Consider the following 20,322-nt stretch of genomic DNA (forward strand, 5'->3'; position numbering starts at 1 on the left):
GTTCAGGATGCATCAGCCATTTTTTATTTGCCGACGTTTGGCTCTGATATTCAACCAGTAATTCATCGTCTCTTTTTTGTTTCATTCGTAACGTTTATAATAGATAAGTGATTTTTGTTTCCCTTCTTCTTAGCAGATTTGTATCTACGTGCATTCTGCTTGTGATAGGCGGGCTATCATCTAAGACAAATACATGGAGGTTTTCATGAATAAAAAAGAAGTGGCAGCTTGTCTGTCCGCGTTCTTGCTCCTATTATTGCTGGGCTGTCAGTCTGTGGAACAGCAAGCCCAACAAGCCTACTCTGAACCCAAACAGCTAGAATCGATGAATAAAACAGACATACAAAACATTTGTACTGATGAGCAAGATTGCATAGAGCTAGGCAATAGACTGGTTCAGGAAATCAGTGTAAACATACCCGAGTTACTTTCGATGGAAGAGTATGAGAAGGATAAAAACGCTGAGTCGAAAGCCAACGAGAAAGGCTTATCCATCGACGCAAAAAGACAAAATGCTATTGAAACACAAGTGCTGATGAAATACAAGATTAATGCACAAGATGAATTAGTAGAGCCGTATCAGCAAAAGCTGGATACCCAAAAATGGAGGAGCAACTCTTTTGCAACTGATCTAAAGCGTGAGGAGCTTGAAAAATGGCAAAAAGATACTCGGCTGCATCATGAGATGTGGAACTTCTATAAGGCGTTAATTCCTAAGGAGCAACGAAAACAGCTTACAGAATTCACGGTGATGACAGATGGGAAACAGCATATCCTTGCGAATCTAATTCAATCAGAGGATGGTTCGAATAAATGGAGATTGGCGATGGATGCGCTAGATTTCCATAAAGCTGATCCACAGCTAGTTAAAGAACTGATCCATGAGACTGCCCATCTGATCTCGCTAGGAGAGGATCAGATGCAAAGTTACATAGAACATGATAAACCAAAAGCGCGGGCGAGTCAGAGTCAGCCAGAAAATAACGTAAAGTGTGACAGCCTACATGTGAAAGAAGGCTGCACGAAAAAGGATTCCTATCTAAATAAATTTTATCAACAATTCTGGTCGATGTATGAAAAAGAATGGGAACAGACAAATGTAGAGACCGATGCATCAGCTAAACGGGTCTTCTACGATAGCTATCATCAGGAATTTGTATCCGAATATGCCATCACCAACGTGGTAGAGGACTGGGCAGAGACCTTTACCATGTTTACACTACATGATTTTAGCCAAAATGAAACGACATCAGAAAGCCAGCAGAAGTTCGCGAAAATGAAATCGTTGTATGCATATTCTGAATTAGTTAAGGTGAGAACAGAAATTTTATATCAAGTGTATAAGCTGCTTCCAGAGCTAAAGCAAAAGCAGAATTAAAGGACTAGCTTATACAAAATGAACCAAAAGCCAGAGGTCCCCAGTAATGGAATATCTGGCCTTTGGTCTGTTATTTTTGTCATTACGGTATGATGGGGATAGAGCCGCTATATGTATGTTCTTCTTCAAAGCGGCGAAATACATTCATTTGATAGGAGGCTTTTTTCGGAACAGGGAAGCTCGCCACGAAAGCTCTCGACACTGCGATAAGCCTTGATAAATACCTCCTGGGTAATATCCTCTGCCAGTGCATGGTTTTTGACAATCATACAAACTAGAGGGAAGACGCTTTCCCCATATTGGTGAATTAAATCTTGAATCGCATTTGTAAACAATTTGTTAAGACAGAATATTGCTAGTGGTTTCTAGTGAATTTATAATAAATGAAATGTTTCGTGTTTATGTACATATACGGCTAGAGAAACAAACTTTGAAAAGGGAGCGGCGTTATCAAATAAAAATTTCTCAAGCGTTTTTTAAGGTTTTTCCAGCGTATGAAGACGTATTTTATGACGAGATAGAACAACACCGCAAACATTTTCTGCCTATTTGTTCGATTCATTTACAGTGTGTGTTTCCAGAACGATCGGGATTTGGAAAGCGGTGATTTGTTTTGAATATACATAGAACATATCTTTTAGCAGTCAAAGTAGAGTGAATGTACCCTACGTAATATGTACTAGCTTGTGCTGAAATGAAAGGCTGTCGGCGGGGGACTATCGGCAGCCTTTTCGTGCTTCAGGACATTCCGTTAGCGCGCATGTATTACCCCAAAAATCCTGCTGAATTATAACTAGTGAATCGTGATCAATTCTAAACTTCAATTCATAGGAATGGAATCTATCAGGTAAAAATCTTTTGAGCATAATAAAATACCATTAATCAATCCATTATTTTTTATTGTTATTTACAGAAATATACAGAAGGGTTAAAATTAATAAAAAATGCTACGTTCTATTAATATAGGAAGGGGATTCATATGGTCGACAGTAAAACTACCCAAACAATCGGGGAGCTGATAAGAGCAAAAAGAACAGAGCTAGGCATCAGTTTATCAGAGGTATCCAGAGTGACTGGGGTTAGTAAGGGGGTTATTTCCAAAATAGAAAGTGGTGAGACGAAGCGTCCAGAGTTACGAACCTTAAAACCAATCGCAGATGTTTTAGAAATCCCTTGCGAGGAGATCATTGAATGTTGTATTGAAATGGAACAACGAGTGAGTGTGCTGGATGTATTTTTATCAGAATCCATTGAAATTTCCAACCTTTCCTTACTCACAAAAGTGGCGAATAAACTTCTTGAGTCTCCTCAGGAGGATACATATACACTATTAGAACATTTATACCAGCTTGCGAATAAGAACATGAATACAGACATTCGGTTAACCCTCTATAATATCATTATTACTTATGCCAGAGGCCATGGAGTACCCATGTATATTGCAAAAGGATTATATCAAAAATACTTAATTGAGAGAGAAGATTTGAAACGTTTGGAAGAATCGTTTAGAGTAGGAGAAGAATCATTATATTATGTGGATTTTTTATCTGATGAAGAGAAAATAACTTTTTATTTTAGAATGACATTGCATGCTCATAACACGAAGAAATTTGCTGAGTGCATCGAGTTATGTAAGTTGGGCCTGAAAGAAGGAACCCCGGGAACAGAATTAAAGGCGAGAGCCCACTTAGCTATGATTAACTCTCTGTTATTTTTAGAAAATTATGATGAAGTAGAGCATCATTTGGATGTTTTCGAGCAATACCCGTATCATTTTGTCCCGGATGCTACGAAAATTACTCGTGCTATTGTGAAAGCAAAAACGAAGCAATTTGATGTAGCGATTCCCATGTTAAAGGATTGTCTAGCTGAGGTTAGCAAGGACCTTAAAATACATGTGGCGAATGAATTATTTGATGCATATTTTCAAACGAGCGACATGATTTCTATTGCAGAATTGCTGACCAAAGAAGAGGAATGTATGCTTCATCATCCTCAAACTCCCTATCAGCATATTTCGATCGGAACATTCTACCAATTCAAAGGGAATTATATGATGGAAAGCGGATTTCCTGAGCAAGGAAAAGAAAGCTATTTGTTGAGTTTAGGTACATTTAAAAAAGTGAATGCCTATCAGGAATTAACAGAGTGTATGAAACATATTTTTGAATATTTTGCAAAAAATTTAATGTCAGTAGATATTGAATATGTAAAAAGATTAAATGAAGTGTATAATGGGGCTGTAAGAAAAAAATGGTAACTAGAGGAGGAAAATGGAGTGAAAAAGACGGTTGCTGCAACGGTATTATCCTTAACTTTATTAGTAGCGATGAATGTGGTTCCTTTACACAAAACAACGGGCTCAAACATAACTGCTTTTAAAGTTATTCCAACTGTAGTTGATCCTGGTCATTAATATTATGAATTTTCGATAAGAGCGCTATCGCAATGAGGCGCTCTTTTTTTTTGGCCAAAAAATCATGTCATCACGCAGTATTTCTCGTCCTCTCGAAAGTAAGGTCTTTGCCTGCGGAGATGGTATAATGCGTAGAAGAGAAAAGAAGCGGGTGAAAATATGGAAGAGATTCGGGTTCTTATTGTCGATGATGAAAAAGAAATTAGAGATTTACTACGCAAATATTTGGAAAGAGAGTTATATCAGGTTGATGTGGCAGTAAATGGAGAAGAAGCTCTTCAGATGTTTGAAAAAAAGAAATATAACCTCCTGATCTTAGATGTAATGATGCCAAAGATTGATGGGATCGAGGTATGCAGAAGGCTTCGAAATAAAACGAACATTCCGATTCTAATGCTCACTGCTAAGGATCATGAGATTGATAAAATTTTGGGTCTGAGTATGGGGGCAGATGATTATATTACCAAGCCCTTTAGTATAAATGAAGTGGTGGCCAGAGTTAAGGCTATTATGAGAAGATTTCTAATACTAGGGAGCGATGATCGTTCTCATGAAAACACATTACTAACGTTTAAAGGCATTACAATTGATCTTAAAAAATATACCGTACATTTAGCTGGAGAAATGATAAGCTTAACAGCCAAGGAATTTGAACTACTGAAATTTTTTGCTTCCCATCCTGAACAGGTTTTTACGAAGACACAGCTCTTTCGTCAGGTTTGGAATAGTGAATACGTAGAAGATGACAATACGGTTATGGTACATATTCGAAAACTGAGAATGAAAATAGAAGCGAATCCATCCGAACCAAAGTATATTCAGACCGTTTGGGGAATTGGCTATAAGTTTGTAGGTGAAAAAAATGAGATATGACAAAATAACCTTCCTTCTTCTCCTTCAGCTCATCATCATGACATGCTTCCTATTTATAGATGTAAAGGGACTGACTGAAGGCTTCCTGAGAGGAGGGTTATTTACTGTTTTATTTGTGATAACAGGACTTCTTATTGTCATAAGGCTCGAATTCCTGGCGAAAGTAAAGAGGATGATTGAGGAGCTAAGACGTGCGACTCATGGAAATTTCCAGACAAGATTATTGGCTAATGAGGATTACTTATTTAATGAAATGATCTTTTGCATGAACGAATTAATTGACCAGCTAGAAAAAGTTCAAGTTCAGGCGATAAAATCAAAAGCAGCCAGAAGAAGTCTTTTATCTAGTATTTCGCATGATATTCGTACTCCTCTTACTTCTATGATTGGATATGTTGATGCTCTAAAGGATAATGTGGCAACTTCAGACAAGGAGAGACGAGAATATCTGGAGATCATTTCAAAAAAATCGAGCGGTTTGAAACATGTAATTGATGAAATGTTCCATATGGCGAAATTAGATGCGGATGAAATCCCTTTACAGCTAGAATTGCTCGACTTTGCTGAAATGGTTAGGGAATCATTAATTGAATTTTTGCCTGAGCTAAAAACATATCAGATGGAGCTGAAGGTCTGCATTCCTGAAGAGAAATGCCTGATCGTGGCTGATCGTCTGAGTCTGTTCCGAATTATGAATAATATGATCAAAAATGCTGTGCAGTATGGGAAAAAGGGGAAAGTGCTAGGCATTGAATTGACTGAGACCGACAAAGAGTACCAATTGTCTATATGGGACAAGGGTCCGGGGATTTCTAGGGAAGACGTACCTCATGTATTTGATAGGATGTATCGTACAGATCGCGCGAGAAACTCATTACATGGGGGTAGTGGACTAGGTTTGGCTATAGCTAAGAGCCTTGTAGAAAAGCATTCAGGAAAGATATGGGTCGAGAGTGAGCCGGAAATAAAAACGACCTTTGGCTTTTCTATTCCCAAGCAAAAGCAGCATGGAATGGAATTTAAGAATTAATTAAGAACGAATTAAGAGGCAATTAAATTCGTCTGCTTATCATGAAACTATGAATACTAGTGATAATCGTTTAATAGCAGGGGGACAACATGAGTGTAATCATTAAAACCACGGATGTAACAAAGGCATATGGTACGCAGATCGTTGTAAATAACCTTGAGATGAATGTAAGGCAGGGACAGATTTATGGTTTTCTCGGTCAGAATGGTGCAGGAAAGACGACTACCATTCGTATGCTGTTAGGCTTAATAAAACCCACTCGGGGGACGATTGAAATATTCGGAGAGAATTTACTGAAAAAAAAGAAAGAGATTTTAAGAAGAATAGGTTCTATTGTGGAGTCCTCAGGATTCTATGAAAACTTAACAGCTAGAGAAAATCTGTTTATTAATGCAAAGCTAATGGGTGTTCATAAGAAAAATGCAATAGAGGAAGCCTTAGAGATCGTTGGACTTCAACATGAGACGAAAAAGCTGGTCGGTAAATACTCATTGGGAATGAAGCAACGTTTAGGGATTGCTAGAGCCATTCTGCATCATCCTGAGCTGTTACTATTAGATGAACCAACCAATGGTTTAGACCCGATTGGCATTAAAGAGATACGAAGACTGATTAAATCTCTAGCCCAAGAAAGAAACATAACGATTCTGATTTCTAGTCATATTTTATCAGAAATAGAACAACTGGCAGATCAGATTGGAATTATTCATGAGGGGAGACTCCTTGAGGAAATCTCCTTTGAAGAGCTTAGAGTTAGAAATCGGAAATACCTTGAGTTCCAGGTATCTAACGATAATAAAGCAGCTATGCTGATGGAGGATCAGCTTCAAATATCTGATTACCGGGTGCACGAAGACGGAATTATCAGGGTGTATTCACACTTTGGCCAACAGGGGAAGATGAACAGATTGTTTGTAGAGAATGGTATTGAAGTAAGTAAGATAACGATGAGCGAAGATAAGCTAGAGGATTACTTCACGAAGTTAATTGGAGGTGGGACTATTGGGTAATTTGCTTTATGTTGAACTTCTAAAGCTTAAGAGAGCGAAAATGTTTTTTGTCAGCATGATAGGAGCGGCTTCAGCTCCGATTATGGTATTTATCGGATTTTTAAATATGAAAATGAAAAATCCTCATGCATCTGTTGAATTTCAAGAAGCCTTTTACAATACGAATTTGTATACACTTCTGCTCATAGGAACACTTCTGTATGGAGTGATTACTGCTTACCTTTTTAATCGGGAGTATGTGGAAGATACATTAAAAAACCTGCTAACCATCCCCGTATCGAGAACTAGCTTTATTCTAAGTAAATTAGTTTTACTGTTGATTTGGATTTTACTATTAACAATAATGACTTGGGGACTGACTTTGATTTTAGGATGTATTGGACAGTTTGAAGGTTTAAGTACCGCTTTATTAATACAATCCTTTTCCCAATATATCATGGGTGGATTTCTACTGTTTCTGTTGTCAACGCCAACTATGCTTGTAACCTTTCTGTTTAAAAATTATGTTCCTACCATTATATTTACTGCCGTTATCACGATGGCAAACGTCGCACTTGCAAATTCAGAATATCGGGTATTGTTTCCTTATTCAGCGGTACATGCAGTGGCTATTAATCGGTTTGTTGCTGAATATGCTCCCGTATACTCCTATTTATCTATTTTGCTTACATCGATTCTTGGATTCATTATAACCACGGTGTATGTTAACAAGGTGGATGTTCATTGATTATCGTCTCTCTTGTTGTGCTATTATTGCTATTTTAAATAGGGGGAATAACAAAAATGAGCGTTTCTGAGTTAAACATTGATGTTTTTCGAGCCATTAATGATGTAGGGAAACAGTATGCTGTTTTAAATCCAGGTGTGGTTTTTATTGCAGAATATATGGTGTATTTTTTAGGATTGGGTTTACTCGTCTATTGGTTTACTCGCGATCATAGAAATCGAATGATGGTCATTCAAGCGTTGATTACCTTCATCTTTGCCGAAATACTTGGAAAATTAGCGGGACTGTTCTATTCGCATTATCAGCCATTTGCGGTACTTCAGGATGTCAATCAGCTCGTTGAACATGCGATCGATAATTCGTTTCCAAGTGATCATTCGATTTTGTTCTTTTCCATCTGTGCTTCTTTTTGGCTTATGCGTAAAAAAGAAGGCTGGCTATGGCTTGTCCTCGCTGTATTTGTAGGACTCTCTCGTGTTTGGGTAGGTGTTCATTATCCAGTTGATGTCATAACAGGGGCATTATTAGGCATCGTCTCGGCCTTGTTTGTGTATTGGGCTGTACCAAGGCTTGCTTTTATACAACGGTTACTTGCACTTTATGAAAAGATAGAACAACAATTCTTGCCGGCCAAAAACAAATCCAAGAATTTTTAAGCAAAAAACCGCGGAGCTAATCCTGCGGTTTTTTTATGGGAATGGAGACAGTTTACTGAAAATTATGTCGCTTTGTCGAATAATGGCACAATTTGTCATACGTTTCAACATTTTCAATTGATATATTCTTGGCGGAACATTCTTTAGAATAAAAAGATAAAATAGAAAATATCTTATTTACCACAGGAAGTATTGTGTAGCATGTATGTAAAAATTAACGGAATGCGAAACTCACAAGACAGAATGGAGGATTTCAAGATGGCACTCGTATGGGCAGATGAACCTACAGATGGGAATAAAACTTCCCAGAAATCAAAAGAGCATGAAAAAAGAGAGGTCCCTTCCGCCGACCAAAGCCAAGGAACATCTCTTCGTTTTAAACAAAAAACGCTCTCTTATCTTAGTGTAAGGGACAGACAAGCTCCAAAGCAACAGAGTAGCACGGAATTTCCTAAAAAAGGTAAAGACGTTGTGGGGAGTATGTGGGCATATTTTTAAACAAATAAAGAGCATGAGGTAAGTCTACATCTAAATGCTACATGGTGATCCTAGTTGCTACAAGGCAAGACAAGCCTGAAAAGATAAAACACGAAAATTCATACAATGGATGTATGTGATAAAACCGGTACAGGTCAGGTTGTTGTCCGAAAGCAACGGTAACAATTTAATAGGGAGTAGTGGCCGCCTAGCATTGCCTGGACAAAACGGACATCTACTAAAAACCATTGTGCCAGTTCCCGCAAATTTGTTCATTGTTCCTAATTAATCTTTATTTACAAAAGCATCACGAATGATCCCCTCTCCATTGGGGTCATTTTTTTTATGGAAGGATGATTCGATTGTCTTCGAATCATCCTGTTGCTGTCATTAGAGAATATATCTTTCAGATTCAAAGGGGGGTTTTGGTGGTAAATCAAATAAATGGAATCGGAAACCCAGAAAACTAGAAAATGCTTTATTACATAATCAGGAAGGCAGTTTTTGGATGGTTACACATTACAGGCTAATAATGTTAAAATAGAAGGCATGTTTCATTCAGCAGCTTTCTTTATAGAAGTTGCAGTCCAAAGAAAGGTGATGAGGAAGATGAAAAAAATGAAGGGGACCCTGCTTGTCCTACTAGCATGTGCTATGCTTACAGCTTGCTCCAATAACTCAGGAGAAAAAGCTCAACCTACTAAAGTAAACCCAGAAGGGGCACCAGCACCGGCACCAGCGGAAACAAAAGCTAATAATGATTTTAAAGGGGAGCCAATAAAGGACAGTAAAGGCTTACCTGAACCTAGTCAAATTAACGTATATAAATACGGTAACAAAAAGACTTTAAAATCTACAGATGCGGATTTCAAAAAAATTGTTGAATTGACAAACAAACGTGTAGGTATCGTGGGAGAAATCGTTCCTACTCAGGAAACAGAGCTAAGCATTGAGAAAGCAACCAAATTAGGTCTAGCGATTGAATATGTATATGATAAGCCAGTAGAGCATGAAATTGTGGCCAAAGAAAAACAAGGCGACAAGAAAGTAAATACTACGGTTAAGGTTACTTCTAAGAGCGATATCTTTGTCTTCTCTGGAAACGATAGTGACAGAATGTACTATAGCGAAGATGGTAAAACCTATACCGACAAACCTATTCGTCTAACGGAGACAACAGAATTAACCAAACTAATTTCTAAATAATAGATACGTTTTGACGAATAAAACAACTTGCAAGAACCCGTTTACATGATAAATGGGTTCTTTTTTTGCTATGCAATTATGCTAAACACGTTTCGATGTATGAAAATATAGAAGGTAACACACACAATAGGTGATAAATGGATTCTCTACATGCTACAATGAAACTGTTGCTGTTACATACAGCACTTTTAAAAAGCTGAGGAGGGGAACAGCAGTGATAAAACATCTCGCAGATTGTACAGTACTCCAAAACGGAGTGAAAATGCCTTGGATTGGTCTTGGTGTATGGAGAGTAGATGATGGAGCTCAGGTTGTTCACGCAGTGAAAACAGCAATTCAGCACGGATATAGAAGTATTGATACTGCTATGATCTACAAGAATGAAGAAGGGGTTGGCCAAGCAATTGCTGAAGCTGGAGTTCCCCGTGAAGAATTATTTATAACTACTAAGGTATGGAATAGCGATCAGGGCTACGATACGACGCTAGCTGCTTTTGATGAAAGCTTGAAAAAGCTTGGCCTGGACTATCTTGACTTGTATTTAATCCATTGGCCGGGTACAGACAAATATGTAGATACATGGAAGGCATTGGAGAAGCTATACAAGGATGGAAAGGTACGGGCAATAGGTGTCTGCAATTTCCACAAGCATCATTTGGAAGAATTGATGAAAACGGCAGAAGTGAAGCCGATGGTCAACCAAATCGAATTGCATCCGCTCCTGAGCCAGAAGGAACTGCTTACATATTGCAAACAGAACAACATTCAGGTCGAAGCTTGGAGCCCATTGATGCAAGGAAATTTAGATCATCCTGTTTTGGCTAAATTGGCACAAAAATACGAAAAAACACCAGCTCAGATCGTGCTTCGCTGGCATTTGCAAAATGGTGTAGTTATTATTCCAAAGTCGGTTAAAGAGCATCGTATTATGGAGAATGCAGCTTTGTTTGACTTTGCATTGTCAGATGAAGATATGGGCAGAATCAATGATCTGAATCAAAATCAACGTTTTGGTCCCAACCCAGATGAATTCTTTTTAGTCTGATGGAATTAATATCAAGTAAGTAAAAAACGCCTCTTATGATGAGCATGTCTCATCAAAAAGAGGCGTTTTTTTGTATGCGTCTAATGAAAACTAGATTGTAAAAACGCAGCGGATATTATTGTAAGTTCAAGACCGTAACTTTATCACGTGTCATGGATTGCAGGCTTTTTGGAACACCCTGTACACCTACACCAGAACCTTTTACTCCAATGAATGGGAAGTGGTCTGGACCGCGTTCTGTACGTCCATTAATTTGCACGGAGCCTGTTTCTAGCTTTTTCGCCAGATGGAATGCTTTGTTAATATCATTCGTAAAGACACTTGCTTGAAGTCCAAACTCGGATTTGTTTGCAATCTCAATCGCTTCTTCTGCGTCTTTAATTCGGATGATTGGCAGAACAGGACCGAATGGCTCTTCCCAGGCTACACGCATATCAAGCGTTACGTCTGCTAGCAGGGTTGGATGAATCAAATTGCCTTCACGCTTGTTGCCAGTCAAAACTTTAGCACCTTTTTCGATCGCGTCATCAATGAGACCTTGAATGTAATCAGCAGATTTCGTGTCGATTACAGGCACGACAGTTGCTTTGTCTTCCGGAGAACCGATCGATAGCTTTGCTACTTCTGCTGCTAGCATATCCGTTAGCTGATCAGCTACTTTATCCTGAACTAGCACGCGTTTGATGGCGGTGCAGCGTTGACCGGAATAAGAGTAGGCGCCCGAGATAATTTGACCCGTTGCTAATTTTAAATCAGCGTCTGGAAGCACGATAGCAGGATCTTTACCGCCAAGCTCCATCACAAGTGGTACCATTTTTGCTTTGCTTGCGATGTGATAACCAGTAGCTGTTCCGCCTGTAAAGGTAATCATGTTGATTCCTTTATGCTCAACCAAATAATCACCAATCACAGAGCCGCGTCCGGTTACTACGTTTACAATGTTTTTCGGAATTCCTGCTTTGTGTAGGGCTTCAATCATTTTGATACCACTCAAAGCTCCTTGTGTTGCAGGCTTGAAGATTACTGCATTACCCATCATCAATGCTGGTGCAATTTTAGCTGAAGACAGGTTAACCGGGTAGTTGAATGGCGAAATAGCCAAAACGACACCAAGTGGAACACGTTCAACAATAGCGATTTTTTGTTTTGAACCACCAGGAAAGTTTTCACCACTCATGCTTTCGTTGTACATATGAATAGCTTCTTCAATGTTGTAGCGAATGAGATCCGCAGAGCGTTCCACTTCCTTCTGGGCATCAGCAAAGGTTTTACCCACCTCTTGCATCATGATATCAGCAATTTCGTCCTTCATAGCCAAAAGCTCGTCAATCCATCTATAGAGATAGGTAGCACGTTCACGAATGCTTAATTCAGCCCAGGCTTTTTGTGCTTCAGCCGCTAACTTGATGGCTTCGTCTACTTCTTCGCGAGTGATAGCTTGTACCTCGCCAACGACTCCGTCTTTATACGGGGAATATATTTTAACAGTTTCGTTAGAGGAGCTTTTTCTCCACTCACCGTTGATATAGTAAGGTAATTGCATATGTGCAGGTGCTGCTTTTGTAGTCATAGTCTGTACCCTCCATGATGTATTGAATATTTTGGTACGTTGATACCAAAAATGTGTTAATGTACAAATTGAACCACTTTAGTAACGCGGTCAATTGTTTGTTAATGAATTGACACGTTCATTATATTTGACATAAGATTAATTTGTCAAAAACTAAATTGTGTACAATTGAATTGGAAGTGTAAAAAGAGGGGAGACAAATCATGAATAACAAGAAAATGCTAGCGCTAGATCAACAGCTATGTTTTTCGATTTATGCCTGTTCTCGTGAGATTTGTCGGTTGTATCGCCCGCATTTAGAAGAAATGGGACTTACCTATCCACAATATTTAGTGCTTTTAATTTTATGGGACGAGCATTCCTGTACGGTGAAGCAGCTAGGGCAGCTCCTTTATTTGGATTCAGGTACGTTGACACCGATGCTAAAAAGACTGGAAGCCATGGAGCTAGTGAAAAGGGAGCGCTCTACCACTGATGAGCGAACCGTCAATATTACAATTACAGAGAAGGGGAAACAGCTTCAAAGCAGAGCGAATGGGATTAAAAATGCCTTAGTGGAAAGTACGGCGATCTCTATGGAGGAATTTGGACCGTTACTAGAGCAGATGCAAGCGATGCTAGAACGTATCCATGAATTAAATAAAAACAAAACCTACTGCTGTATTGAGGCTGACAAAGAGTAAGCGGCAGGAAAACAAGATTGCCAAAAAAGCTAGATGACCTTTAAAAAGATGTAAGCGGTCTAAAAGTAACCCGTTAATAAATAAAAGAATCCCGATTTACATGTATATTTGTTTTTTTGTTACCTATGGACATACACAAAAACCGCTCAAACGACTGCTGAGCGGTTTTTTTCTTTGTAGATTTTCCTATATATTCCATTGATGCAATTCCAGACGGCGTACACCTTCTACTACATAAGGATCAGATTCAGCTATTTGTGTAGCCTCCTCTAACGTATCAGCAATATAGATTACCATCCCGCCTGAACCATCGGCAAAAGGCCCTTTCGCGAAGATTTTGCCTTCTGCTTTTAGCTTTTCGAGATATTCAAGATGATGAGGGCGAAATTCTTGATTTTTCTCTGGATTTTTCATATGTAAAATTGCAGCGAAGTGAGCCATTTTGAAATCTCCTTTAGCTAACAGGTTTTCTTTTTATTGTATCAAAATTCAGCAGGGTTTGCGATGTTAATGGCTTCATTTTTATATGTACAAAGAAAGCTTTGAAACAGGTTTGATGTATCAAAAAAGGTAGCAAAACCATGTAAAATATTGTAAAATTAAGGCTAGGTTAGTAGATTTATGTTGGAGGAAAAGAGAGCTGGGGGGGATGAACAGTGTTTCGTTCCGAACTGGAATGGACGCGTGAGGAATTACGCGATACGATCCGCAAGCATATGAAACAAAAAAGATTGACGCAAGCGGAAACAGCCCAGCTGATTTCCATTGAAAGAAGCGGATTTACCAAGGCCATTAATGGTAACCATTCGTTTACGCTGGAGAGCTTAGATAAATTGACCGTAGTGTTTGAATTGGAAGAAGGGGCTTTTTATCATCTGTTTTTTGGAGAGTGCATCGAACAGCGGCTCAAAAGTGTCCATTTGGTATTTATTAAGGACAAATACGAAAAGTTTCTAAGGCGTTGCCTAGAGGTTGGGAAGTATGATATAGCGTTTCAGCTATTGGAAATGCTGTTGGAGCAGGATAATAAAAAGCTCGATGTGATTTATACGATTGCGGATTCTATTTTTGAACAAGCAGAGTTAAAATATCCTGGAGTTCCCACTTATAAGGAATCAGAGTATCAGCAAGCTCTTTTTCTCTATAATTATTATGTAAACAATGAGGCTGACTATCATTCGGAGCAATTAGCCATTTGCTATTTTCGAATCTTTTATATTATGCGCTTTGATGTAAAAGAATCTTATGAAAAATTAGTAATGCTACTATCTGTCATTAATCGATTGCCGCTACAGGAAAAAATCAAAGCCTATGATCGAGTAATGATGTATTTTTATATTGCTAGCGATTGGGAAAAGGTATTGCATTATGCTGATATCTTAGAGAAGCTGGCAAAGGGTCAGAATATTGACATTTATAATCACTGTCTGATGATTAAAAGCTTTGCGCTAAAGGAAACAGAGGATTATCAGGAGGCTATGCGTCTAACCGATCTGTATTCTAAGTATAAACCGTTTCAGAATGTCGGATACGGGAATCGCATGATGATCGAAATTACCTCAGGTGATTTGGACAACCTTCTGACCTATGTAAGCTGGCTATCTCAGCAGGATCAGCGAGAATCAGGTCTGTCGATTGTCATCAGGAAGCTATTAGATGCTAATCGAGCACTGTTAGCCCGTCATATTTTTGAGATGTTTGCCAAGCGTTTAGCCCCTGAGGAAAATATATTAATTAATAAATATCGTTTTAATCTTTTTCAGGTTGCCTCTCAAATGTATTTCGAACTAGCTTTGTATAAAGAGGGTATCGATCAATTGTTAAAAGCAATAAATAAAGCACTCTCTCTTCAGAAGCAACAAGAACTAGGGGAGTTGCTTTATATGTTTGAAACACATAGAATTCATGCAACTCAAGAACAACAGCGTCTCTATTGGAATTTGTTAAAAGAATGGAAGGAGGGTGAATTCGCATGAAAAAAGTGTTAATCGTTATTGGATTAGTAATGGCGTTTACAGCCCCAACAGCGGCACTAGCAGACAATGGCGCTAAACCGATTGATTACAGCAGCGGTACAGGACTTGGAAACAACGATAAAGAGAAAGATAACAACTGTACTGAGAATAGCACTGAAAAAGATAATCATGGCACAGATCAGGGTAGAATTTGTGATAACGGAGCTAGACCAAAATAGAAAAATGGAAAGTAGGTGTTGCTGTCGCTCATGACATTGGGTGGCAGCTCTTTTTCTTCTATTTTAAGAAAAAGTGATAAAAAAATGGAAAACACCTGTAACTTATCACGTTACTTTATCATTATATAAAATTTTAAATTGCTGGAGAAAGGTTTGTGAGATAAGGTGAGCGGAATATTGAAGCATGCCCCTCCCATCAAAGACATGGTCATCACATTGCAACAACAACTGGTTGTTCTAGTTCAAGAGAAAGGTAGTTTTTCTCATCCAACGGTTGTGGCTTTAAGCAAGGAACTGGATGAATACGTGCTCCAACTACAAAGTCAACGCTTTCAGCAGTATAAGAAGAGTAGACAAATGGAAGAGAGAGAGCACTGTTGATCCTGTCCATGAAAAAATCAAAGCTGACATATCGTATATTTTTGCTGATAATTCCACATTCCTAACTAAGAACCCAGATGATGGGATTGTTTTAAAGACCATTACTGATTCTTAGAGAGGATGTTTTTGTTTATGCTATATAAAGCTTCCTGGGGTTTGATATTTACTGCTACTGCGTTCCTTTTTAGCACAAGCTCTGCTGATGCAACGCAAGAAATGCTACCATCTAGTACGATTTATTCTGTAGCTGCCCCTGTCCCCCTTCCTACTGAGATCATGCATCGAAATCACTTCATAGATAACTCTGCACTGCAATCCCTATTACACCTATCTAGAGAACAATTGCTTACTGAATTAAACAAAGGAAAAAGTTTGGCTGACATAGCTAATAGTCGCGGTGTCGATAAAGCAAAGGTGATCCAACTACTTAAAATGCAACACATGGCCAAGCTCGATGAAGCAGTAAAGAATGGCCGCATGACGAAGGAACGTGCTGAAAAAGTAAAAGAACATGCTACGAAAAGAGCGACTCGCCTTGTAGAAGGTACCTTTCGTGATGAAAAGAGAAAGCATATCAGGAGAGGAAAGCTAGCACCGTGGGAGAATCAGGAGCTTCTTACGTTGCTAAAAATGGATAGGGAGCAATTGAAATTAACTTGGATAAGCGGAAAATCTCTAAATGAGATTGCCCAAAGCCAAGGAGTTTCTACGCAGGCAGTGGCAGCTCTATTACAAAAAGCATATATGGAGCGTATTGAGAAAGCTGTAGAGGATGGACATCTTTCTCAGGAAAAGGCAGATGAAATAAAGCTCAAGGTTAGCGGCAAGATCGAAAAGATATTGAATAAAAAATGGAAAGATAAGAATGGACTTCAGCATGAGGGAACAAAGTAACATCAAAAAGAGAGGACAATTGTCTCCTCTCTTTTTCTGCTTTATAGACAAGGCTAATGATAAGTAGAGTAGGATTTGGTTATAAGAGATGCACAGCGACAGTTGCGACATAGCGGGGGATAAGGATGCATTTTTCTTGCTGCTAGGGAGTCTAATAAGTGGTATCTACGACAATGAAGGCAGGGCTTTACACCTTTGGTAACCGTTTGTTCCCCCCAGGCTAACACTTGTGATGAAAAGGGGAGAAAATGTAATGATTGATAATGAAAAGCAGGCCCTGACGGATCGATCCAACGAACGATTTGTCCGTTTTCCCACAATGATAAATAGGAGTGGTCCTCGTAAGGCTCGATAGTAATTTGGTAGCGATTTCCCTGCCAGATTTGTGGATGGGTCTTCACAAGCGGATCATCCCAGACAAATTGAAAATGTGCCATGGCGGAGTGCTCCTTTTTCATCGTTTTGCTTTTCAGTATGGTCAAAATATTAGCCGATCATAACAGCTTATTGCCTTCACCTTATTTAATTTCGCTTATCCTAAAAACCTGATACACTACTTGTAGTGAGGCAGATACAGGAAGGAAGATCAGTTATGAGATCAAGGACCTTTACCTTTACGGATAAACAGGGCTTTACTCTTTTCGTTTATCATTGGTCTCCTGACAATCAGGAAGAAGTGAAGGGAGTCGTGCAAATTGCTCATGGCATGACAGAAACAGCCAAACGATATGAACGTTTTGCTAGATTTTTAACAGATGCAGGCTATGTGGTGTATGCAAATGATCATCGCGGACATGGTAAAACAGCAGGTAGTATCGAGAAATTGGGCTATGTGGGACACGATGGATTTGTATGGATGGTCAATAATATGGCTCAGCTTAGTCAGATCATTCATGATGAACAACCGAATCAGCCCTTGTTTTTGTTTGCTCACAGTATGGGTTCATTCTTAGGCCAAAAATATATGTATGAATTTTCACAGTTGATAGACGGAATTATTTTATCAGGCAGTAATGGCAGTCGCGGAGTAGAATTACTTGCGGGATTAGGGGTTACCCATCTCATTACAGCTATGCGTGGGGATCAATACCGCAGTAGATGGATCGATTCCTTAGCCTTTGGTAGCTTTAATCGTCATATTCAGTCACCGCGTACACAGTTTGATTGGCTGAGCAGAGATCCGATTGAAGTGGATAAATTTATTGACGATCCTTACTGTGGCGGGGTATCGACTACCAGCTTTTATCGCGACTTTTTTAAAATGCTACGCGAGATTCAACAAAAGCCATATCTGCAACAAATACCGAAAGACCTGCCTGTCTTCATCATTGCAGGTGATCAGGACCCAGTAGGAATGCGAGGCAAAGGAGTTCGCAAGCTTGTAGAAAGGTATGAGGAGCTACAATTGCAGCAAATGTCTTATAAATTATACCAAGAAGGTAGACATGAGCTGTTAAATGACATAAATCGAAAGGAAGTCATGCAGGATTGCTTAGAATGGCTCAATAAACAGGTGGAGCGTACTCGTGGTTAAACAGTTACTAGGTTATTCCTTTTTGGCTATACACAAATCCCCTCGATTGTCTTTTGCCGTCTTAGCAAAGCATTCGAGGGGAATTTTTTTCGATTTATTTTACTACAGATGCGCGTGTAGGCACTAGCTCTTTTGCTTGCTTACGTTGATACATGTTGTTACATACTAAGGCTATAATGATTAGCATTGTGCCACCTACATCATAAATAGTCATGTTATAGCCTTGCATAACGGAAATGATAAAGGTGGTAACAGGTACAAAGTTGATAAATAAGGTTCCGTTAATTGGTGATAACAGCTTAATTCCAGCGTTCCAACTAATCAAAGCAACCACACCAGCAACAATAATCATAAAAGCAAATTCATTGCTAGCAGCTAGGATTGAGCTCATAGTAGGCACATGTATAAAATGTAATCCAGTTAGAGATAGAACCACTACTACCGAAGTGAAGGTGCCCAGAACGCAGCTTAATGTGGAATAGCGTAAAACGGACCAGGTAGTAAAGTGATTGCCTCCAATTGTGTAGATTACCCATCCTAGCACTCCGATGAAGATAAGGAAAACAGCGAAAATACTGCTTCCACCAACTAAAAAGGCTTTTACATCTCCTTTTGTAATTACCATAAATACCCCTACTAAAGCTACTGCGATGCAACCAATCGTAAACGGTTTTGGTTTATTTGATTTATACATCCATAGAACCAACACAGACAGCATTGGCATCAATGCTTCCATGACGGAGGCCAGAATGACCCCTGAGGTCCCTAATTGATTTTGTCCCCAAAATACTAATAGATTGTAGCCGGTGAAAGCCATTGTCCCAAAAAACCACAAGGACCATCCACGACCTTCCAAACGTAAGGCTTTTAAACCCTCTTTCCAGACTAATAAACCAAGTAAAATGAGGGAAACAACAGAATAGCGAATAACAGAGAAATAAAATGGATCAATAAATTCAAATGCACTTTCTGCAACTGGAAACATAGCTCCCCAAGCTACACTTGCTACTAAGCAAAGGAAGGCTCCCCTCATGATGTTGTCTGTCTTCATTTTCTCTCTCTACCTTTCTCTCTCTAAAAAATCTTACGTTGAACATCATATGTCGAAAACACTATCATGTAAAATGATTGAAATTGATATTAGCTATCACTATAATTGATATCAAATGTAACGTGTAGAAAGAGGAAGAGAGAATGGAAATAAGCGATCTGCGTATTTTTCAAATAGTAGCCGAGGAAGGTAGTGTGAGCCAGGCCGCCAAACGCTTAAATTATGTTCAATCAAACGTAACGGCTCGGATTCAGCAGCTAGAAAAGGAACTAGGAACATCGCTGTTTCATCGACACCGTCGAGGCGTGACGATAAATGAAGACGGGCGTAAGCTGCTAGGCTATACCCAAAAAATGCTGGCGTTAATGGAAGAAATGCAGCAATCCTTTCAAACCAGCGAGGACCCATCTGGACCATTGCTGATTGGCTCGGTTGAAACCGTTTCGGCGCTGCCTATCATCTTGTCGTCTTATCACAAAAAGTTCCCGCGGGTCGATTTATCTTTAGTGTCAGGAGTTACGCAGCATCTAGTAAGTGATGTACTGCAATATCAGTTAGACGGGGCTTTTGTAAGTGGACCTATACAGCATCCAGATATTGTACAGGAGCATGTCATGGAGGAAGAGCTTGTGTTAGTGGCTGGAAAAGGCATTCTTACATTAGAGGAATGTAAAAGCAGGCCGCTCCTCGTATTCCGATCAGGCTGCGGGTATCGGGCGAGATTGACTCAGTGGTTATCAACACAGGGGATCACGCCTACCAAAATAATGGAGTTTGGCACGTTGGAAACGATCTTAGCAGTAGTAGAGTCAGGGCTTGGCGTTTCACTTGTACCAAAATCAACAGTGTTGCGATTACATTCGGAAGGAAACATCCGTCATTTTACATTACCTGAGGGATATAATCAGGTAACAACAGTATTCATCCGCAGAAAAGACTCCTTTCTGACAAATACCATGCGCTGTTTTTTACAGCAAATTGATCAGTTTCATGAACAACATCGGGAATAAATCTCCCTAATCTCCCTGCATAAAAAAAAATAACGTATGGCGAACGTTATTTGTGAGAAGAAATGCAAAATTTTATTTTGACAGAATTGCAACCTATGGCAAATTATATAAGGAAATCAGATAAAAACAATAAAAAAACGTAATAATTAAGAATAGCTTTATGTTATTAAGGTTATTTTAAGGTTTA

At 39.1% G+C, this 20,322-nt stretch carries 23 protein-coding genes; 18 read left to right on the plus strand and 5 right to left on the minus strand.

Features of this window, described 5'->3' with window-relative positions:
* Positions 1 to 205 precede the first annotated feature (205 nt).
* Complete coding sequence (locus O0550_RS01275; RefSeq protein WP_258425486.1) at positions 206 to 1,378, plus strand: hypothetical protein; 1,173 nt, start codon at positions 206 to 208, stop codon at positions 1,376 to 1,378.
* Positions 1,379 to 1,503: 125 nt separating this feature from the next.
* Here the strand turns inward: O0550_RS01275 and O0550_RS01280 are convergent, their stop codons facing one another.
* A complete protein-coding gene (locus O0550_RS01280; protein WP_258425487.1) occupies positions 1,504 to 1,713 on the minus strand; it encodes a sigma factor in 210 nt (69 codons plus the stop codon).
* 644 nt (positions 1,714 to 2,357) lie between these two features.
* Here O0550_RS01280 and O0550_RS01285 point away from each other — a divergent pair.
* The 10 genes from O0550_RS01285 (at position 2,358) to O0550_RS01330 (ending at position 10,818) form a co-directional block, all read left to right on the plus strand.
* Positions 2,358 to 3,638 carry a helix-turn-helix domain-containing protein gene (locus tag O0550_RS01285; RefSeq protein WP_258425488.1) on the plus strand — a complete coding sequence of 427 codons (1,281 nt, stop codon included), beginning with the start codon at positions 2,358 to 2,360 and terminating at the stop codon, positions 3,636 to 3,638.
* Positions 3,639 to 3,656: 18 nt separating this feature from the next.
* Complete coding sequence (locus tag O0550_RS01290) at positions 3,657 to 3,794, plus strand: hypothetical protein (protein ID WP_003339069.1); 138 nt, start codon at positions 3,657 to 3,659, stop codon at positions 3,792 to 3,794.
* A 159-nt stretch (positions 3,795 to 3,953) separates the two neighbouring features.
* Positions 3,954 to 4,667, plus strand: a complete 714-nt coding sequence (locus O0550_RS01295) for a response regulator transcription factor (RefSeq protein ID WP_101667551.1) — start codon at positions 3,954 to 3,956, stop codon at positions 4,665 to 4,667.
* On the plus strand, positions 4,657 to 5,697 hold the full coding sequence (locus tag O0550_RS01300; RefSeq protein ID WP_258425489.1) for a sensor histidine kinase: 1,041 nt from the start codon (positions 4,657 to 4,659) through the stop codon (positions 5,695 to 5,697). Before O0550_RS01295 ends, O0550_RS01300 begins: the two co-directional genes overlap by 11 nt.
* Positions 5,698 to 5,786: 89 nt before the next feature.
* Positions 5,787 to 6,707 (plus strand): ABC transporter ATP-binding protein, encoded by a 921-nt coding sequence (locus O0550_RS01305; protein WP_258425490.1) that lies wholly within the window; start codon positions 5,787 to 5,789, stop codon positions 6,705 to 6,707.
* On the plus strand, positions 6,700 to 7,434 hold the full coding sequence (locus tag O0550_RS01310; protein ID WP_003335162.1) for an ABC transporter permease: 735 nt from the start codon (positions 6,700 to 6,702) through the stop codon (positions 7,432 to 7,434). Before O0550_RS01305 ends, O0550_RS01310 begins: the two co-directional genes overlap by 8 nt.
* Positions 7,435 to 7,490: 56 nt before the next feature.
* A complete protein-coding gene (locus O0550_RS01315; protein WP_003339064.1) occupies positions 7,491 to 8,090 on the plus strand; it encodes an undecaprenyl-diphosphatase in 600 nt (199 codons plus the stop codon).
* A gap of 258 nt (positions 8,091 to 8,348) precedes the next feature.
* Positions 8,349 to 8,588 (plus strand): hypothetical protein, encoded by a 240-nt coding sequence (locus tag O0550_RS01320; protein WP_003339062.1) that lies wholly within the window; start codon positions 8,349 to 8,351, stop codon positions 8,586 to 8,588.
* Positions 8,589 to 9,176: 588 nt separating this feature from the next.
* Positions 9,177 to 9,773, plus strand: coding sequence for a hypothetical protein (locus tag O0550_RS01325; protein WP_003335158.1), 597 nt, complete (start codon positions 9,177 to 9,179; stop codon positions 9,771 to 9,773).
* A gap of 214 nt (positions 9,774 to 9,987) precedes the next feature.
* On the plus strand, positions 9,988 to 10,818 hold the full coding sequence (locus tag O0550_RS01330) for an aldo/keto reductase (protein ID WP_003339060.1): 831 nt from the start codon (positions 9,988 to 9,990) through the stop codon (positions 10,816 to 10,818).
* A gap of 115 nt (positions 10,819 to 10,933) precedes the next feature.
* On the opposite strand, the gene O0550_RS01335 is transcribed toward O0550_RS01330, so the two are convergent.
* On the minus strand, positions 10,934 to 12,388 hold the full coding sequence (locus tag O0550_RS01335; protein WP_276564883.1) for an NADP-dependent glyceraldehyde-3-phosphate dehydrogenase: 1,455 nt from the start codon (positions 12,386 to 12,388) through the stop codon (positions 10,934 to 10,936).
* A gap of 203 nt (positions 12,389 to 12,591) precedes the next feature.
* Here O0550_RS01335 and O0550_RS01340 point away from each other — a divergent pair, with 203 nt between their 5' ends.
* Positions 12,592 to 13,071: a MarR family winged helix-turn-helix transcriptional regulator gene (locus tag O0550_RS01340; RefSeq protein ID WP_003335155.1), complete on the plus strand. Its 480-nt coding sequence runs from the start codon at positions 12,592 to 12,594 to the stop codon at positions 13,069 to 13,071.
* A 186-nt stretch (positions 13,072 to 13,257) separates the two neighbouring features.
* Here the strand turns inward: O0550_RS01340 and O0550_RS01345 are convergent, their stop codons facing one another.
* Positions 13,258 to 13,512, minus strand: coding sequence for a YciI family protein (locus O0550_RS01345; protein WP_003335153.1), 255 nt, complete (start codon positions 13,510 to 13,512; stop codon positions 13,258 to 13,260).
* Between the two features lie 215 nt (positions 13,513 to 13,727).
* On the opposite strand from O0550_RS01345, the gene O0550_RS01350 reads away from it, so the two are divergent.
* The 4 genes from O0550_RS01350 to O0550_RS01365 all read left to right on the plus strand — a co-directional run bounded on the left by O0550_RS01350 (position 13,728) and on the right by O0550_RS01365 (position 16,540).
* Entirely contained in the window at positions 13,728 to 15,047 is a 1,320-nt protein-coding gene (locus O0550_RS01350; protein ID WP_003335152.1) for a helix-turn-helix domain-containing protein, read from the plus strand.
* Positions 15,044 to 15,265, plus strand: a complete 222-nt coding sequence (locus O0550_RS01355) for a hypothetical protein (protein ID WP_003335151.1) — start codon at positions 15,044 to 15,046, stop codon at positions 15,263 to 15,265. Before O0550_RS01350 ends, O0550_RS01355 begins: the two co-directional genes overlap by 4 nt.
* Positions 15,266 to 15,442: 177 nt before the next feature.
* Positions 15,443 to 15,646 carry an aspartyl-phosphate phosphatase Spo0E family protein gene (locus tag O0550_RS01360; RefSeq protein ID WP_003339057.1) on the plus strand — a complete coding sequence of 68 codons (204 nt, stop codon included), beginning with the start codon at positions 15,443 to 15,445 and terminating at the stop codon, positions 15,644 to 15,646.
* Positions 15,647 to 15,778: 132 nt separating this feature from the next.
* Complete coding sequence (locus tag O0550_RS01365; RefSeq protein ID WP_022584519.1) at positions 15,779 to 16,540, plus strand: hypothetical protein; 762 nt, start codon at positions 15,779 to 15,781, stop codon at positions 16,538 to 16,540.
* Between the two features lie 53 nt (positions 16,541 to 16,593).
* On the opposite strand, the gene O0550_RS01370 is transcribed toward O0550_RS01365, so the two are convergent.
* Positions 16,594 to 16,977: a hypothetical protein gene (locus O0550_RS01370; RefSeq protein ID WP_003339056.1), complete on the minus strand. Its 384-nt coding sequence runs from the start codon at positions 16,975 to 16,977 to the stop codon at positions 16,594 to 16,596.
* Positions 16,978 to 17,132: 155 nt separating this feature from the next.
* Between O0550_RS01370 and O0550_RS01375 the strand changes: the two genes are divergently transcribed.
* Complete coding sequence (locus O0550_RS01375) at positions 17,133 to 18,074, plus strand: alpha/beta fold hydrolase (protein ID WP_258425491.1); 942 nt, start codon at positions 17,133 to 17,135, stop codon at positions 18,072 to 18,074.
* Between the two features lie 94 nt (positions 18,075 to 18,168).
* On the opposite strand, the gene O0550_RS01380 is transcribed toward O0550_RS01375, so the two are convergent.
* A complete protein-coding gene (locus O0550_RS01380; RefSeq protein WP_258425492.1) occupies positions 18,169 to 19,125 on the minus strand; it encodes a DMT family transporter in 957 nt (318 codons plus the stop codon).
* 143 nt (positions 19,126 to 19,268) lie between these two features.
* On the opposite strand from O0550_RS01380, the gene O0550_RS01385 reads away from it, so the two are divergent.
* Positions 19,269 to 20,135 (plus strand): LysR family transcriptional regulator, encoded by an 867-nt coding sequence (locus O0550_RS01385; protein WP_003339052.1) that lies wholly within the window; start codon positions 19,269 to 19,271, stop codon positions 20,133 to 20,135.
* Positions 20,136 to 20,322: the final 187 nt, after the last annotated feature.

It is taken from the genome of Brevibacillus halotolerans, from assembly GCF_026891775.1.
Classification (GTDB): domain Bacteria; phylum Bacillota; class Bacilli; order Brevibacillales; family Brevibacillaceae; genus Brevibacillus_B; species Brevibacillus_B halotolerans.